The organism is Pontibacter silvestris, from assembly GCF_020907275.1.
GTDB lineage: Bacteria > Bacteroidota > Bacteroidia > Cytophagales > Hymenobacteraceae > Pontibacter > Pontibacter silvestris.
In genome coordinates this window covers 1-16,527 of sequence record NZ_JAJJWI010000008.1, presented here as the reverse complement: position 1 = coordinate 16,527, position 16,527 = coordinate 1, and the positions used below count along the sequence as shown (strand labels likewise).

General features: G+C 43.0%; 20 protein-coding genes. 13 read left to right on the top strand and 7 right to left on the bottom strand.

The genetic code is table 11. The features are described from left to right. Positions 1–51: 51 nt before the first annotated feature. Entirely contained in the window at positions 52–789 is a 738-nt protein-coding gene (locus LN995_RS08770; RefSeq protein ID WP_229960428.1) for a hypothetical protein, read from the top strand. 107 nt (positions 790–896) lie between these two features. On the opposite strand, the gene LN995_RS08765 is transcribed toward LN995_RS08770, so the two are convergent. From LN995_RS08765 to LN995_RS08750, 4 genes are all read right to left on the bottom strand, one after another. Beyond that, positions 897–2,351 carry a DUF4403 family protein gene (locus tag LN995_RS08765; protein ID WP_229960426.1) on the bottom strand — a complete coding sequence of 485 codons (1,455 nt, stop codon included), beginning with the start codon at positions 2,349–2,351 and terminating at the stop codon, positions 897–899. 102 nt (positions 2,352–2,453) lie between these two features. Beyond that, positions 2,454–2,771, bottom strand: coding sequence for a thioredoxin family protein (locus LN995_RS08760; RefSeq protein WP_229960424.1), 318 nt, complete (start codon positions 2,769–2,771; stop codon positions 2,454–2,456). A gap of 99 nt (positions 2,772–2,870) precedes the next feature. Continuing rightward, the gene (locus LN995_RS08755; RefSeq protein WP_229960422.1) at positions 2,871–3,599 is read right to left on the bottom strand and encodes a DUF3891 family protein; all 729 of its coding nucleotides are present in this window, start codon (positions 3,597–3,599) and stop codon (positions 2,871–2,873) included. Positions 3,600–3,736: 137 nt separating this feature from the next. Beyond that, on the bottom strand, positions 3,737–4,717 hold the full coding sequence (locus tag LN995_RS08750) for an NAD-dependent epimerase/dehydratase family protein (RefSeq protein WP_229960420.1): 981 nt from the start codon (positions 4,715–4,717) through the stop codon (positions 3,737–3,739). A 389-nt stretch (positions 4,718–5,106) separates the two neighbouring features. Here LN995_RS08750 and LN995_RS08745 point away from each other — a divergent pair, with 389 nt between their 5' ends. The 8 genes from LN995_RS08745 (at position 5,107) to LN995_RS08710 (ending at position 10,064) form a co-directional block, all read left to right on the top strand. Continuing rightward, the gene (locus LN995_RS08745; RefSeq protein WP_229960418.1) at positions 5,107–6,330 is read left to right on the top strand and encodes a hypothetical protein; all 1,224 of its coding nucleotides are present in this window, start codon (positions 5,107–5,109) and stop codon (positions 6,328–6,330) included. Positions 6,331–6,380: 50 nt separating this feature from the next. Beyond that, complete coding sequence (gene kbl / locus LN995_RS08740) at positions 6,381–7,571, top strand: glycine C-acetyltransferase (protein WP_229960416.1); 1,191 nt, start codon at positions 6,381–6,383, stop codon at positions 7,569–7,571. Between the two features lie 296 nt (positions 7,572–7,867). Next, complete coding sequence (locus LN995_RS08735; protein ID WP_229960414.1) at positions 7,868–8,158, top strand: hypothetical protein; 291 nt, start codon at positions 7,868–7,870, stop codon at positions 8,156–8,158. Between the two features lie 73 nt (positions 8,159–8,231). Next, positions 8,232–8,375, top strand: a complete 144-nt coding sequence (locus tag LN995_RS08730) for a DUF2975 domain-containing protein (protein WP_229960412.1) — start codon at positions 8,232–8,234, stop codon at positions 8,373–8,375. Positions 8,376–8,378: 3 nt separating this feature from the next. Further along, positions 8,379–8,585 carry a helix-turn-helix domain-containing protein gene (locus LN995_RS08725; RefSeq protein ID WP_229960410.1) on the top strand — a complete coding sequence of 69 codons (207 nt, stop codon included), beginning with the start codon at positions 8,379–8,381 and terminating at the stop codon, positions 8,583–8,585. A 101-nt stretch (positions 8,586–8,686) separates the two neighbouring features. Further along, positions 8,687–8,974: a hypothetical protein gene (locus LN995_RS08720; RefSeq protein WP_229960408.1), complete on the top strand. Its 288-nt coding sequence runs from the start codon at positions 8,687–8,689 to the stop codon at positions 8,972–8,974. 14 nt (positions 8,975–8,988) lie between these two features. Beyond that, a complete protein-coding gene (locus tag LN995_RS08715) occupies positions 8,989–9,189 on the top strand; it encodes a PLDc N-terminal domain-containing protein (RefSeq protein ID WP_229960406.1) in 201 nt (66 codons plus the stop codon). 74 nt (positions 9,190–9,263) lie between these two features. Continuing rightward, the gene (locus LN995_RS08710) at positions 9,264–10,064 is read left to right on the top strand and encodes an NIPSNAP family protein (RefSeq protein ID WP_229960404.1); all 801 of its coding nucleotides are present in this window, start codon (positions 9,264–9,266) and stop codon (positions 10,062–10,064) included. A 17-nt stretch (positions 10,065–10,081) separates the two neighbouring features. Here LN995_RS08710 and cdaA read toward each other — a convergent pair whose 3' ends face one another. Together cdaA and folP are read right to left on the bottom strand one after the other, a co-directional pair. Next, complete coding sequence (cdaA, locus tag LN995_RS08705) at positions 10,082–10,930, bottom strand: diadenylate cyclase CdaA (protein WP_229960402.1); 849 nt, start codon at positions 10,928–10,930, stop codon at positions 10,082–10,084. Continuing rightward, on the bottom strand, positions 10,927–11,793 hold the full coding sequence (folP, locus tag LN995_RS08700; protein WP_229960399.1) for a dihydropteroate synthase: 867 nt from the start codon (positions 11,791–11,793) through the stop codon (positions 10,927–10,929). The genes cdaA and folP overlap by 4 nt, the downstream gene beginning before the upstream one ends. 35 nt (positions 11,794–11,828) lie before the next feature. On the opposite strand from folP, the gene LN995_RS08695 reads away from it, so the two are divergent. The 4 genes from LN995_RS08695 to LN995_RS08680 all read left to right on the top strand — a co-directional run bounded on the left by LN995_RS08695 (position 11,829) and on the right by LN995_RS08680 (position 14,884). Further along, positions 11,829–12,380 (top strand): DUF1599 domain-containing protein, encoded by a 552-nt coding sequence (locus LN995_RS08695; protein WP_229960397.1) that lies wholly within the window; start codon positions 11,829–11,831, stop codon positions 12,378–12,380. A gap of 84 nt (positions 12,381–12,464) precedes the next feature. Beyond that, positions 12,465–13,556 (top strand): BT_3928 family protein, encoded by a 1,092-nt coding sequence (locus LN995_RS08690; protein ID WP_229960395.1) that lies wholly within the window; start codon positions 12,465–12,467, stop codon positions 13,554–13,556. Between the two features lie 114 nt (positions 13,557–13,670). Then, entirely contained in the window at positions 13,671–14,177 is a 507-nt protein-coding gene (locus LN995_RS08685; protein ID WP_229960393.1) for a shikimate kinase, read from the top strand. Between the two features lie 98 nt (positions 14,178–14,275). Beyond that, complete coding sequence (locus LN995_RS08680; protein WP_229960391.1) at positions 14,276–14,884, top strand: sterol desaturase family protein; 609 nt, start codon at positions 14,276–14,278, stop codon at positions 14,882–14,884. A 765-nt stretch (positions 14,885–15,649) separates the two neighbouring features. Here LN995_RS08680 and LN995_RS08675 read toward each other — a convergent pair. Then, positions 15,650–16,444 carry a phosphatase PAP2 family protein gene (locus LN995_RS08675; RefSeq protein WP_229960389.1) on the bottom strand — a complete coding sequence of 265 codons (795 nt, stop codon included), beginning with the start codon at positions 16,442–16,444 and terminating at the stop codon, positions 15,650–15,652. Positions 16,445–16,527: the final 83 nt, after the last annotated feature.

The window sequence follows — 16,527 nt, the reverse complement described above, 5'->3', positions numbered from 1 at the left end:
TACCATAAATATGCACTGAATAGAATACTTGCAGAAGTTATCTCAATAGTTATGAGACATAAGATACACATGTTGCTGCTACTGTTAATAATAAGCTGGGGTTTTAACGCTTATGCTATTGCCGTACAGTCAGATAGCACTACAGCTATAGCACAACAAGTAGTCCAGAATATGGGGGGAAGCAAGGAATGGAATAATACCCGCTTTATTGCCTGGAGTTATAATAACCAATATCAGGTTTGGGACAAAAGAGAGCATAGGTATCGCCTGGAAGAAAGGAACATGGTAGCTGTTATTGACTTGGTAACCAAGGGCGGGAAAACATACAAGGATGGGCAGGAGGTACAGGACCCTGAAGAAGCTTTAAGGCTAAAGGAACTGGCCTATCGCAGCTGGGTAAACAATTCGCTTTGGCTGGTGTTGCCTTTTAAACTGCAGGAAGAGGGAGTGAGGCTAAAGTATTTGGGACAGGACAAAACAATGGACAACTCAGATGCCTTTGTTTTAGAAATGACCAGCGATAGCGTTAATCTGACACCGGACTGTAAATATATGGTCTGGATAGATAAAGAGCTGGGGCTGGTAACACAATGGGCATTTTTTAAGCATTATACTGATACAAGCCCTGTTTTTACCCGACGGTGGACCAATTACAGAAATTATGGTAGCATAAAGTTAGCCAGTGACCGGAGCAATCCGCAAAGTGATTTTGAGGTGTTCCACATTGCGGTTCCCACTTATATTCCTGATGCAGTTTTTGATAGCCCGACTCCAATAGATAAATTCTAAAGTAAGACAATGGTTAATATCAAATAGAGCTTTCGTGTAATCTCCTTAAACAGAACCGGCGGCCTGTTATAGCAGCCGGTTCTGTTATTGTTTCTTCCGGAGAAGAGTCAGAGTTTATCTATAGTAGCGGTTAGAGTGCCTTTGGCGTTTATGACAGCCTTTATGCCTTCTGAAGTAAGGTATATATTCTCAGGAGTTATTTCCTGGACTCTACCCCGCAACAACACCGACTCATGTACTCGTCCTGATTTATCCAATGTAGCTTGCAGTAGCTGTTTTGCCTCTGTAATCTGGCTTTGCACTGGTATGTTTACCTGTGCCTGAATTATGTCTTTAAACTTATTCTTTGCTAACCAACTGGCAGTGCTCAGTAATTTGTCTTTGGTGTCGAGGTCATAATCTACATCACGAACTTTAATAGAAGTGGCCTGAGCATCATAGTAAGGAGTGCCCCGTAGGTATACTTTGCCTACAATTTTTTTGGTAAATAAGCCGGCTTTTGTTTTACCATTCACATCCAGCATCAGCACCAGTTGCTCTCCATTAGGCGAAATGGAGACATCATTAACAGTTACCTGGCTTTTGCCTTCGTCAAACGTATAGGTCTGTTTTGCCACCTGTTCCTGTAGCATTTTACTGGCATGTGCATAAGAAATGTTAGCCGTCAGCCCTATCTGGATATCATCTGACATACGGCTGTCTGTTACCAGTTTTGGCAGGCTTTTGTTGATCTGCGTCTGAGGTTTACCGTCTGTGCTGACAGTAATATAAGACGTAATGCCAATGCGTGTGTTCAGTGTGCCGTTCTTAGCCTGTAACGGTGCAATGCGTACCTCTTTTGGAGTAATGCTTAACCAGGCATTCAACTCATCATTCAGCTTTACAGGCTCCTGCATCATCAGCCAGGCATCTGCTACATACTGGCGTATATCCAGGCGGCTTTGCAGTTCTTTATCTAACTGCTTTGCCAGGTTATTCATCTGGCTGCGCAAGGCTGGTTCTATAAAACGGGCCAACCCAATTTTAAGAGGGCCTAATTGTAGTGTAGGTTTTGTGTTGCCCCACTCAAAGTCTCCGCTGGTAACTGTACTGATTTTATAGTCTTCTGTTAAACCAACTTTGCTTTCTGTTTTAATGACCATGTCAAAAGAAGTATCCTCAGCTTTATCGATGGCAGGGCAGAATTTACATGGGTCCCATTTCCAGCGGCCTTTTGTATAAATGTTCAGCGGAACACTGAAGTAAATTTTGTCCTTTTCAGCCCGGACAGTCATGCGGCCTTTCTTTGTAACTGTTACGGCAACATTGTGATCGTCCAGTTTATCGTCTTTATAAAGGGTGCCGCTTAGTTCCTTGTTCAGCTTGTCTTCCATAGCTGTAATAGAAACAGAAACCGGCACCGATACAGAAGAAAGTTGAGGTTGGTAAGCAGGTGCTTTGGCTACTGCTGAGGAAGGGGCTGCTGTGTTAAGTTTATCTGTACTGGAGCAGCCTTGTAGGGTAAAGCCTACCGTGGCTGTAAGCCACAGTAGTGCAGTGAGTTGTAAAATGTATTTCTTCACGCTATTGCTGATAAATAAAAAGCGGCGCAAGTTACAACGGCTTTTTCATATCAGCTATGGTTGGCGTGGTTTGTACTAAACTAATTTATTCTGATGATGTAGCTATAAGAGCTTTTGTAACAGGTCGCGCAGCCCATCTTCAGTGGAAACAATTCCGCAGTCTTTAAGTGTTCCGTTTCTGTAAATAGCAAAAAAAGGTGTTCCTGACATCTTTACTTCCTTACTTGAAACAGGGTTTTCCTTGGCGTTCATACGCACAAATGTAATATTTTGGTAATCAGGGTTTGATGCAAAATTCTGAAATGTAGGAGCTAAAGCTCTACATACAGGGCAATCTTCATCTATAAACTTTACAATAACTCTGTCTTTCTCAAATATTAACCTTCTCAGTTCGTTGTCGTTTGATTCTAATATTGTCATTTTTTAATTCTCCTATATATGTCATTTTATATGTGTAGATGCTAGATGTAAAGACGAAGAATCAGAGATATAGGTTAACAGGGATTGGCTTTGGGTACTTTACTTGGAGCTAAATATCCAGTTCTTATATCTTACTTCTGCCAGGTGTAAGGCCTCAATCAGTTCTGCGTCATCATTAAACTGAAGCTTTCTTAGTACACGATACTCTACCTGTACCTCTAACTCATCTTTTACAAAAGGCCAGGGAGTTACATGTACCGCTTGGTTTACCAGTTGGTTTGCAAAATACGTTTTTCCGTCAGGGCCTGAGGCTATCTCAAGTACCCGTTCAGCAGCAGGTAATTCATTGCGGCAAAGTATGAGCGAAAGACTATCGCACCATTGCAAAACGGCATAAGCTTTTTCTGCTTCTTCTTTACTTATGTGGAGGCTCTGCCGGCAGCTTTTCTGTATTGCCAGCTGTTCATCAAGAAAAAGTTCATTTGCCTTACTTCTATCCCGCTGGCTTTCATAAAGGAAACTCATATGCATAGAGGTAAGCAAGGTTACCCAACGGCTCTCAAAGCGGACAGCATGCATAAGTTCTTTTGCCTGTTCTAAGGTAGCAGGCAGTAAAGTAAAATCGGCGGGTGCTCCTGCTGGAGTGAGACCATCTTTGCCTCGCCAGTGTTTCTGGCGGTTGTCGTGGTTAGCAATGGCTACTATGGTTTCAACCCAGTGCGGGCAGTGCAGCTCTGGTTTTAAGCTGTAAGCCAACTGCGCCGCCAGTATTCCATGTGCCTGCTGATATATTACCTCCCAACCCTCAGGTACAGTGTTTACAATCATAAAAGATAGACTTATACGTGGCAGGTCTATAAACTATTTCTGGGAAAGAAAGTTGAGCAGGCCGCCAACGACACGCCAAAATCTTGCTGCTGTGGAATAGAAGACATTGAGTTGGAGTAGTTTTAAACAGATGCTTTTTAATGAGCTATCAAGTGCTCGGTCTTCATTTTCTTCAGGTTGAGCAGTATGTCTTCTGTCATTGTATCCAAATTGTAAGCGGGTTGCCAGCCCCAGTCTTGCTGCGCTTTGCTATCGTCTATGCTTTGCGGCCACGATGCAGCTATCTGCTGGCGATAATCTGGCTGATATGTAATTTCAAAATCAGAAATATGTTTTCGTATGGAAGCAGCAATTTCCTGGGGGGCAAAACTCATGGCGCCTACATTGTATGAATCGCGTACTGTTATCTGCTCTGCAGGAGCATGCATCAGATCCAAAGTAGCTTTTATAGCATCTGGCATGTACATCATAGGCAGATATGTATCTTTATTTAAAAAGCACTCAAAGGCTTTACCTTTCAAAGCCTTATGATAAATATCTACAGCATAATCTGTTGTGCCCCCACCTGGTAGGGCCTTATAGCCAACAAGGCCTGGGTATCGGATACCGCGCACATCAAGGCCATACTTCTCGAAATAGTACGCGCACCAGCGCTCACCAGCCTGCTTACTAATGCCGTAAACCGTGTTCGGGTCCATAACAGTATACTGAGGCGTATCTTGGCGTGGTGTATTAGGACCAAACACGGCAATAGAACTTGGCCAGAATATTTTACTTACCTTACGCTCAAGTGCTAAGTCCAGCACGTTAAAAAGGCCGTCCATGTTCAGACGCCAGGCAAACTTAGGATTTTGCTCTCCTGTGGCCGAAAGTACAGCTGCCAGGTGGTAGATTTGAGTAAAGTTATATTTAGAAGCCAACTCGGCTAAAACACCTGTATTTAATACATCTACTTTCTCAAAAGGACCGGAGTCACGTAAGTCAGCTTGTTTGGGGGCTGTTATGTCAGCTGCCACCACATTAGACCCTCCGTATAGGTTACGTAGCTCAAGAGTAAGTTCAGAACCAAGCTGTCCGCAGGCACCAATCACCAGTACCATATCGCCTGTATTTGCCATAGATTATTTAACGTTTGTGCAAAGTAACCGTTTTGGCAGGAATACTAAAAGGAACAGCGCTACATTCCTAAGGATTGTTCGTGTGTTGTGGCTTTAATTAAATAGTTGCTTGAAAGAGTGCAAAAGAGAAAACGCCTGCCATAAGCAAGCGTCCTCATCTAACTAATCTAACTTTAACCATTATTCACCTTAAGACAAAGGTAAGCCGGGTTTGAAGACCTTAAAACAGACGGCATCTGATTTAAAGATTTGATAATATTACTGAAATAGCGATTAGTGCAGGCTGTGTGAGCCTGCTGATTTTCTTATATTTGTGCAGTTGAGGCTTTTCTGGTTCTGAAAAATAAGTTGGAAACTGCGAGAGCCTGTACTACGCCGCAGCCACAGGAGTGGAGGTATATCACATACAAAGCATGACGTTTGAAGAGTATCTGATAAAGAGAAGAATAGATAAGGCTGCTTTTGAAGCCGAAGACACGGTACGTTATAAGGCCTGGGAGGAAATGTATGCACAAATGCACCCTAACAGCTTTTATATGGCTGTAAAGATGGTGCTGAACAATGTGCGCATAAAGTATCATCTAAAAGAGGAGCATATACCGAAACAGGCTGCTGTAACAACGGCAGCACCAAAACCAGCAGCCAAGAGAGCTGTGGCAGCAGCTAAGCCTGCAAAGCCTGTTGCACCAGAAGAGGCATCCGAAGATAAAGCTACTGTGGCTCCTAAGCCAAGGCCTGTTGTGAAGCGCCCTGTTATACCAAAACCTGCCCCGGAGGCAAAGGCATCTGCAGAGGCTGAACTAGAGGAAAGCAGGTCAGCGGCGGAAGCATCATCAGAAGGAGCTAAACCTGCTCGTCCGAGGCCAGTTATTAAGCGACCTGCAGCTCTGAAAAAAGCATCTGACGAGTCAACTGCTAACCTTGCCGATTCCTCTGCTGCAGCGGAAGAAAATGCTGTACCAGAAAAAACAGCTGAGGCTACAAAGCCACCACGTCCGAGGCCAGTTATAAAACGCCCAGCGGCACTTACTAAGCCAGCTGATACTACCCCTGACAATAGTGCTGAAAAGGCTGCTTCTGCTGAACAGCCTGCTGCTGGTCAGGTGCCGGAAGTACCTAAGCCACCGAGGCCAAGACCGGTAATGAAGCGCCCAGTAGCTTTACAAAAGTCACCACAGAAATCAGATGCTCCTGCTGAGCCAGCAAATGAAACCCAGCCAGCACCTCCTGCAGAAGAGGCTGCTTCCAAACCACCACGCTCTAGGCCCATTATGAAGCGCCCGGCAGCACTCACCAAGCGGCCAGAGCAGGAGGAGGCAAAATTAGCGGATGAAAAGCCTGCTGAAGTGCCTAAACCTGAAAATACTGCGGAACCGGGAGGGCAAAAGCCAAAACTACCAAGGCTAAGGCCTATAATGCGGCGACCAACTGCCATTCCTCCACAGGCTACTCCTGCAGCGGAAGACAAGCGAGTAGAGAAGGAGCAGCCAGCTGAACCAAAAGCAGAAGACCCTGTGCAAGGGGAGGAGCGACCTAAACCGCCACGGCCTCGCCCTATTATTCGCCGCCCACCACCTAAGCCAGATAATGGCGAAGATGCTGCTGGTGCTTAGCGAGGAAATGCTTTATCTGATACAAGAAATGAATAACTAACAAAGAAACTATGTACGAAACTTTAAAACCGGATTTAGAGCAACAGCTTGCTGAGATACAGGAGGCTGGTTTATATAAAAAAGAGCGTGTTATCACTACACCACAGGGGGCTGATATTGATACGATACAGCAGGCGCATGTACTTAACTTCTGCGCCAACAACTACCTTGGTTTGTCTGCACACCCTAAAGTAATTGAGGCCGCAAAAGCAGCTATCGACACGCATGGCTATGGCATGAGTTCTGTGCGTTTTATCTGTGGCACACAGGATATACATAAAGAACTGGAGCGTAAGATATCAGAGTTTTTAGGAACAGAGGATACTATTTTATATGCTGCTGCCTTTGATGCCAATGGAGGCGTGTTTGAACCGTTATTTGATGCGGAGTCTGCTATTATCTCAGATGCATTAAATCATGCTTCTATTATAGATGGTATTCGTTTGTGTAAAGCACAGCGTTTCCGTTACGAGCACAATAATCTGCAAGACTTGGAGGCAAAGCTGCAGGAGGCACAGGGTGCCAAGCATCGTATTATTGTAACAGATGGTGCTTTTTCTATGGATGGCGCTGTGGCACAGCTAGATAAGATTGTGGCCCTTGCTGATAAATACAAAGCTGTGCTTTTGGTGGATGATTCGCATTCTACTGGCTTTATGGGTAAGACAGGCCGTGGCACCCATGAGTATCATCATGTAATGGGTAAGGTTGACATCATAACAGGCACATTGGGTAAAGCACTTGGTGGAGCTATGGGAGGCTTTACGTCAGGTCGTAAAGAGATCATAGATATGCTGCGTCAGCGTTCGCGCCCTTACCTGTTTTCTAACTCACTGGCACCTTCTATAGTTGGTGCTTCCATTGCTGTGCTGGACTTGCTAAGTTCTACTACCGAGCTGCGTGACAAGCTGGAGTGGAACACCAAGTATTTCCGTGAGCAAATTACATCCGCTGGCTTTGACATCAAACCAGGCGACCACCCTATTGTGCCGGTAATGCTGTACGATGCACCGCTTGCGCAGGAATTTGCTGCCCGTATGCTGGACAGAGGCATTTACGTAATAGGCTTTTACTACCCGGTAGTACCAAAAGGACAGGCCCGCATTAGAGTGCAGCTTTCGGCAGTACACGACAGGGAGCACATCGACCAAGCTATTGCTGCGTTTACTGAAGTTGGCAAAGAACTGGGTGTGTTAAAATAACTCCTTTTTGCAGATACAGAAAAGCCACTCCCACATTAGGAGTGGCTTTTTGTTTAGTTATTTCTGATATTCAATGTTTTTTTATTGAATATCAGAAATAATCCTTGTTGGATATCAAATAAATGTTACTTTTATGAAACAAACTTATTTAGTATTGCTATGGAATCAATCGCTGAAAGTAAACAGTAAAAGCCCTCAACATCCTGTTTAACATTATATGGAAGGCAACCTTATTAGGTACGATATTCTTTGTTTTAAACTTCTGGTATGTATCACTTAAAACTGCTGGAGAAAAGTTGCCATATCTGAAAGACACTATTAAGCTAAGTGAACCGGGGCAAATTTATCAGGCAACAAACAAGAACCACAGCCTGACTGAAATTGATCTGAAACCTCAGTTTATAGAGACAAAAGTAAAAGTGAGGCTAACTGCGTGGTCTGAAATGCTGCAAACAGATATTGTATTATATGGTCTGTTGCAATTAGCTACCATTTTACTGGTGCTTGGGTTTAGCTATCAATTATATAAAATTTTCTACTCCTTCAGGAAAGGCTGCGTTTTCCAAGGCAACGCATTAGGTGGATAAGAATAATGCTTTTAATAGGTCCATTTTTGGGTTATTTATCAAATGTAGTTTACAGCGGCTTATAGTCGATCAAATGGCAATAGCTGGGCATCAGGTTATAAATGATTCTTTTATAGATAAGATTGGAACAATAATAGTTGGTTTCGTAGTGCTGGTGCTGGCAGAAGTTTTTAAAGTCGGGTTACAGTTGCAGCAAGAGAAGGAGTTAACCATTTAAGCAATGGGTATAGTAGTTAATTTAGATGTAATGATGGCTAAGCGAAAAATGTCGCTGAACGAACTATCGGAGCGGGTGCAAGTAACGCCAGCCAATTTATCCATTTTAAAAACAGGTAAAGCCAAAGCCATTCGTTTTAGCACTTTAGAGGCAATATGTGAAGCCTTAAACTGCCAGCCCGGCGATATTCTGGAATATGTGCCGAATTAGTTAGTCGGATATTTAGGGTAGACAGTGTACAGAAATATTATATTGGATGCGGGAGTGGCTTACTTTTTTTATAACTTGTACTAAACCAGAAAACCGGAAAGATGAACAACATAAAGATAAAAGCAGGTCAGCTGTTGCTCGGCACAGTACTGTCGTGGTTGGTGGTGTCGTTTTTAGCTTATGCCACAGCGGGTGCGCGAGGCGAGGTAAATATTGTGGGAACACTACTGCAGATCACTTTTTACTTCTCGCTGCTGTTATCTGCAGAAGCTTACATCAGTATGTTGTTGAACCCACAGTGGACACGCGTAAACCTGGGAATGGTACTGTTGCTGTGCGCACCAGCCCTGATGTACCTGGTGTGGTTTCTAGGAGAAATCCTTTTCTAAAAAATAAATAACACATGGATTTATTTTTGCGTAACCCTTTTCTTTTTGTTGCCGTTTTGCTCAACTACCTAATGGTAGTTTATAGTTTATATCATCTTATCTTTAAAACCAATTACACCTTAAACGAAAGACTGACGTGGATGGTCGTGCTGTGGATAATTCCGGTGCTGGGGCCTTTTGCGTATTGGTTTTTCTGGGACAGGAGAAAAGCATAAGTTATATGACGAACTTGTGCTTAAGAGAGTCTTTAGTAAGATTATCAACATATTTATAAAGCTTAGACAAGCATATGAGCAAGCGCTTCCGCCTTTTATCTTTTTGTACACTTTGCCTGACAATGGCATTGCTGTTGTTTTCATCTCCTGCTTTTAGTGTGGCTCCTGAAAGAGAGTTGTACGAGTTAAAGATCTATCACCTGAAAAGTAAAGCGCAGGAAGAACGTGTTGATAAGTTCTTGCAACAAGCTTACATACCTGCTTTGCATCGGGCAGGAATCAAAAAAGTAGGTGTGTTCAAACCAGTGGAAGGAGATACAGCGGCAGGAAAGCGCATTTATGTTTACATCCCGTACAATTCTCCTGACCAGTTCTTTAAGCTGCCAAAGACCCTGCAGAACGATCAGAAATTTGTTACAGATGGCAAAGATTATGTCGATGCCGCTCATGACAATCCGGCTTATAGCAGAATTGAAACTATCTTGCTGCAGGCTTTCCCGGATATGCCACAGTTTCAGGCACCAGATTTGAAAGCACCTAAAAATGAAAGAGTGTATGAGCTGCGTAGCTACGAAGGACCAACTGAGAAGCTGTACCAGAACAAGGTGCAGATGTTTAACCAGGGTAATGAGATAGGTATTTTTAAACGCCTTGGCTTTAATGCTGTTTTTTATGCTGAAGTTTTAGCTGGTAGCCATATGCCTAACTTAATGTACATGACAACCTTTGAAAACAAAGCCTCCCGCGACGAGCACTGGAAAGCATTTGGTGGTGATACAGAGTGGAAAAAGCTTAGTGCCATGCCGGAATATCAGAACAATATGTCTCATGCAGATATTTTCTTTCTGCAGCCAACAAATTACTCAGAGATATAAAGCTTATCTTTTAAAGCTTAAGCAGCACTAACTGACTTTTCGGAAGATGCTGATGCCGAGGTAGAGCGCTGATCTGTATCGAACAGGAACTGGTTTAGCTTGACACGCAAATCAGCAGAAGACAAATTGCGATAAGCTTCACCGTTCCGTACTAGGGCAATCTGCCCGGTCTCTTCCGACACAACAAGTACAATGCTGTCTGTAATTTCGGTTAAGCCGATAGCTGCCCGGTGGCGCAAGCCCATTGATGCCGGAATCTCGTTGTTTTCTGACACAGGTAAAATGCAACGGGCTGCTTTAATGCGGTTTCCGGCTATAATTACAGCGCCATCGTGCAGTGGGCTAGTTTTGTTGAAGATAGACATGAGCAGACGCTTTGATATTACAGCGTCTATCAGGTCACCAGACTCAGCATAATATTTTAACTCAGAACTTTTTGAGAACACGATAAGAGCACCTGTATTTTTGCCAGCCAGCGTTTTGGCGGCTTCAATAAAAGGTGTCAGGCTCATCTTCTCTGTCTGATCTCGCCGCCACGGAAAGCTCCGGAAAAAACGGTCGTTGTTAAAGGCGGTGGTCTTACCAATCAGCAACAGAAAGCGCCGTATCTCTGGCTGAAAGAGTATGATGGCAGCCAACACGCCCACGCCCATAAACTGCCCCAGTATAATACTAAGCAGCTCCATGCCTGCGGCTCTTACCACCAGGTACAAAAGGTAAACAGACAGCAGTCCCAGAAAAATCTTTAAGGCGACACTACCCATCAGGAGTTTATACAGTTGGTACAGCAGCACCGTTACCAGCAGAATGTCGATAATGTCATTCAGCTGGATCTCTAAAAACCCTATGGTAAATAAAGGAATCAAAGCGTTGTTTTCTTATATAGTTCTATAGTTTGTTTTGTTTCTTTTACGTCGTGTACCCGCAAAACGTCGGCTCCTTTCATCAACGCAATGGTGTTAAGCGCTATTGTTCCTGCTAGGGCCTCTGATTGGTCAATGCCCAGGAACTTATAGGTCATAGACTTCCGTGATAAGCCAGCAAGAATTGGCAACTGTAACATTTTGAGCTCGTCCAAGCGGTTTAGTAACTCAAAGTTATGATGTATAGTTTTAGCAAAGCCAAAGCCTGGGTCAAGTATAATATCTTTTACGCCAAGTTGGTGCAGTTTTGCTACTTGTTTCTGCAATTCATCCATTACGGCAAGTACTACATCGTCATAATCAGCAAGCGAAGCCATGGTTTGAGGAGTGCCTCGCATATGCATCAGCACATAAGGTACCTGTAAACGGGCGACAGTTGCAAACATAGCCTCATCCAGGTTTCCCCCCGAAATATCATTGATAATAGCGGCACCACTGTCTATAGTTGCTTCGGCTACCTGTGCTCTGAAAGTGTCTACAGAGATGATAGCCTCGGGAAACTCTTTTACAATGGCTTTGATGGCGGGTACTAGCCGATCCAGCTCTTCTTCTGTAGATACGTTGGCAGCTCCTGGCCTGGACGAATAGCCACCAATATCCAATATGGTGGCACCATCTGCCAGCATATTCTCTGCCTTTTTCAGCACGTCGGTAATAGTAGCTAAGCGGCTGCCGGCAAAGAAAGAGTCGGGGGTTACGTTGAGAATGCCCATTACCTGCGGCGTGTCCAGCGACAGGATTTTTCCATGGCAGTTAAGTGTACTTTTTTTTCTAAAAAGCGTATCTTTCGCTTCTAATGTTGGCATCTGAGTCAATTATTTTTAAAATTAAAACTAAAAAGTTGATTAGTCAAACACTCCGGGAATATAATCAGGTAGTACAGCGCTGTAAAGATACATTTGTTAAAAAGACTTCCGATTACGGCACAGCGTGGCGTGTTTTAAGGCTACCTTCTATTACAGATCAGATTTTTATAAAAGCACAACGCATTCGGTCTATCCAGGATAAAGGTGTGCAAATGGTAGAAGACGATATTACTTCTGAATTTGTAGGCATTATTAACTACTGCGTGATTGCCCTTATCCAGATGAGTATAGAGGAAAATGCTGAGATAACATTGCCTGCTGATGAAGTTGAGCGCCAGTACACAAAGCAGATTGAAGAAAACATAAAGCTGCTTACAGCCAAGAACCACGATTACGGTGAAGCCTGGCGCGATATGCGGGTAAGCTCTATAACGGATATTATTCTGATGAAGCTGTACCGCACCAAGCAGATCGAGGATAACCAAGGCCAGACGCTTATATCGGAAGGGGTGGAGGCAAACTACCGCGACATGATTAACTATGCTGTTTTTGCCCTGATAAAATCAGGATTTGTGCAGGAAGTGTAGCCTGCTATTTACGTGCTGTTTCTTCGCTAAAGAGCAGGTAAAGAACCAACTTTCTACCTTTCTTAATTTTTTTAATAATTAAAGATGAAGTTTATAAGCAAATTTTGCTGGCTTTTTGTAGGTGTGCTTTTCATATTTTCGGGGCTGATCAAAATCAACGACCCGGTTGGTACGGCTATTAAGCTGGAGGAGTATTTCGAAGTTTTTGCAGAGGACATTGCTTCTTTTTTCCTGGTGTTTAAGCCATATGCGCTGTTCCTGTCCATTTTACTGAGTTCTTTGGAAATTGTGCTGGGGGTGGCCTTGCTGGTGCGCTGGAAACTGAAGCAGGTAACAGTGGCGCTGTTAGTGCTGATGGTGTTCTTTACTTTTCTGACATTTTATTCAGCGTTTTACAATAAAGTAACTGACTGCGGTTGCTTTGGTGATGCTATTGTGCTTGCCCCTTGGCAGTCGTTCTCTAAAGATGTTGTGTTGCTTATCATGATTCTGATATTGCTGTTCACGCAGCAGTGTTTGAAGCCTTTGGTGCGTCCTGTAGTTGGTGCTACAGTTACGGTTTTAACAGCCATTCTTTCGGTTGGTATTGGCTGGTATGCCTATCAGCATTTACCTTATATTGACTTCAGAGCTTATAAAGTCGGGAATAACCTTCCAGCATTAATGAAGGCATCGGCACCGTTACGTTATAAATACATTATGACCAAAGACGGGGAGGAGCAGGAGTTTGAGGAGTATCCTACAGATGAAAGCTATAAGTTTAAAGAAATGGTAGCTATCAACCCTGAAGATGGACCTAAAATTACAGACTTTAGTGTCTGGAACGACCAGGGGGATTTTACGCAGGAAGTGTTTACAGGTAATAAGCTGATTATTATAGTACAGCGTGTGGACAAGACTGATCAGGAAGATTTTGATAAGATAAACCAATTGATTGAGGCAGCAGAGCTGCAGAATATAACACCAATGGTACTTACCTCGTCCAGTAGCCAGGAGTTTGATGCTTTTCGGCATGAAGTAAATTTGGCAGCACCATATTACTTTGGAGATGGTACGGTGCTTAAAACTATCATCCGATCTAATCCGGGTATTCTGTTGCTACAGAATGGCATCGTGAAAGGCAAATGGCACCATAACGATACGCCAGATATAGAGGAGGTACAGCAGCTTTTATAGTTTGTTGTTTGCCTTAAATCATGCTGCTGATGCTTTTACGACAGCTTACTGTTTTTAGATTGCAACAACGGGCAGTTTCGCTGTTCATGTTATATATTCAAAATACGATAAAAGGTGCTGATTTTTTTAATAGGTTTGATGGGGGCCGGTAAAACGACACTGGGGCGGCAACTGGCCCAGGAACTGAGTTACCCTTTTGTGGATCTGGATGACTATATCGTGCAGCGGGAAAATAGAAGTATAGCAGCGCTTTTTGAACAGGAGGGACAGGAGCGTTTTCGCCAGATAGAACACGATGCGCTGAAAGCTGTAGCGGATGAATTTGAAAAGGCAGTAATTTCTACAGGTGGCGGAGCCCCGTGTTTTCATAATAATATGGCATTAATTAATGAAAAAGGAACAAGTATCTTTTTAGATGTGTCTGTAGAAGAGCTGGTGCATCGGCTGCGACAGTCTGATTTATCAGTGAGGCCGCTGTTGGCGGGTAGGTCTGAAGCAGAGTTAAAAGCTTTTATTGCAGAAACGCTAGAGAGCAGAAGGCAGTACTATGAACTTGCTGATTATAAGTTAGAGACATCCGTATGCTCTGTTGAGGCCATAACAGCTTTACTAAACAACTAGCCTCCCTTGTCGTTTAAACATTGAGAAAGTATCTAAAACGTTTTGTTAATGTTTTTTAGTACTTTCGCAGCCAAAGTAACACGTATAATTTCATCGACATGAAACCAAATCATAAAGGACAAGCTCAACTTTTCAAGAACCCGGTTCTGGAGAGAATGACAAGGACCCATATTGCCCTGCCGATTTCCATCTTTTTGATTATTGCTACGGGGCTTCTTTACTATGGAATTACTCACAGCTTTATTAATGTACTGGAAGCCTTAGGACTTTTCTTTCTGGGGTGGTTTATTTTTACCTTGATTGAGTACCTGGCTCACCGTTACATTTTTCACATGAATACCGATACACCTGTAAAAGCGCGCCTTCAGTATACGGTTCATGGTAACCACCATGATTATCCGAAAGATAAGAAGCGCTTGGCTATGCCTCCTATCATAAGCTTGTTATATGCATCAATATTCTTTTTTGTTTTTAAGCTGATATTCGGGCAGTTCGTTTTTGGAGTAGTAGCTGGCATATTGTTTGGCTATGCATCTTACCTGGCTGTGCATTACATTGTACATGCTTATGCTCCACCTAAAAACTTTCTGAAATATCTGTGGATCTATCATGGCATACACCACTACAAGGATTCAGAGACTTATTATGGTGTGTCTTCTCCACTATGGGACTTTATTCTAGGAACGACAGATAAAAAAAATAAGTAGCTTAATCGCGTATTAAAAGTAAAAAGGGAGCCTCTGAGGCTCCCTTTTTTGTTATCTGGTGATCTTTCTGAATAGCCAAATTATAATAGCGACAACCAGCACAATTACAATTATTGCCGTCCACATACCGGCCTTAAATATATCCCCAACTACTTCGCAACTGCTAAGTGTGGTTGCAAGTAGTACAAACAGTATTGAGAAGTATAACCTAATGTTGTTCATAGTTTTATTTGTTTAATTGTTACAGTAGCTACAGCATAGTTTATGTACAGCCAACTGTAAACATGAAAATATTAGCATTTTAGAAATAATACTGTAATTCGCTCTAAAATGTTCGATTTATGCTATTTCTTGAATAGGTAAATGTGCCGGTAAGCTTAAGTTTATACAGTACGCTTAAGGTTGTAGAGGTATAAGCCTATAAAAGCAGGTATTATGGTATAGGCAAAACTGGTTGAGAAGTTATATGAGCTTCATGAGCAGTAAAAGGAAAGAGGCTGCCATTGGCAGCCCCTTTCCTGATTTCATCTAACTAATCTAACTTTTTTATTCACCAAACAATTGTTAGTATTTACGGTGTCGTATATATAAGGTTATAGTTTTTTGATTTTTTCTTCGTGCGCTTTGATAAACCTTCTTAGACAGACGAGAATGTCTCAACAATATATTTTATAAAGATATTATTGTTTACCTGATAACAAGAGTTACCTGCGTTAATAGTTATTTAGAGGGGCCTTGTTGCTACTTCTTCATTGTTGTTAAGCTTTAATGGATCCTGTAAAGAACAGCAATTCCTCCGGCTCCCTGGCTGTAAAATGGGGCTATACTTAGTTTCTCCTTCTCTTTAAAACTATTTACGATCTTGCGCTGCAATAACGGGTATATCAGGTATGCTACCTCAGCTGACAGTATGCCTATACCAGCTCCGGCAAGTACATCAGAAAGCCAGTGCCGGTCATTAAGGATTCGCATAACTCCGGTAGCTGTAGCAAAGGAATATCCCGCTATGCTGTACCAGATACTCTGGCGCCCATACTCCTTGTGAAAGAATGTAGCATAGGCAAATGCAGTGCTAGTGTGAGCCGATGGGAAAGCATCGTTACTTAGCCCGTCCGGTCGGTTAACCTTTGTAATGCTTTTCAGGTTGTTAGTAATGCTACGGTTCAGGAAGTAGGTCATGCCAAGCAATACCGCCTGCTCCGTAAAATGGTGCTCACCCTTCACGCCGGCTAACTTGAGCCCTACAGCCATAAGTACAGGTGCGAAAGTAGTATGATCATCAATGGTGGTATAAAAGTTACTGTAGTTGCGCTGAACGGCACTGCGAAGCCCTTCGCTGCCCTCGAATAAACCTTCATCGTCCATGTGCGTGGCTCCCCACCCGATCAGTATACTTGGTACTATAGCTTTTCGGACAAGTGGATGTAGGTTTTGCTTTATCTCATCAGCTAGTGAACTGGAATCATTAGCTGACAGCACTGGACCTGAATCATCTTTCTGCTGCGCCCAAGCAGGAAGAGTGAGTGAGAACATAAAGAGGACGTATAACATTAGCTTCATATCAATAGTAGTTTTAATGACTATTTTACCTCCTGATTATGAAGAAAATTTGTAGTGATGGTGTCAGCTCCCCTGTAAATAGA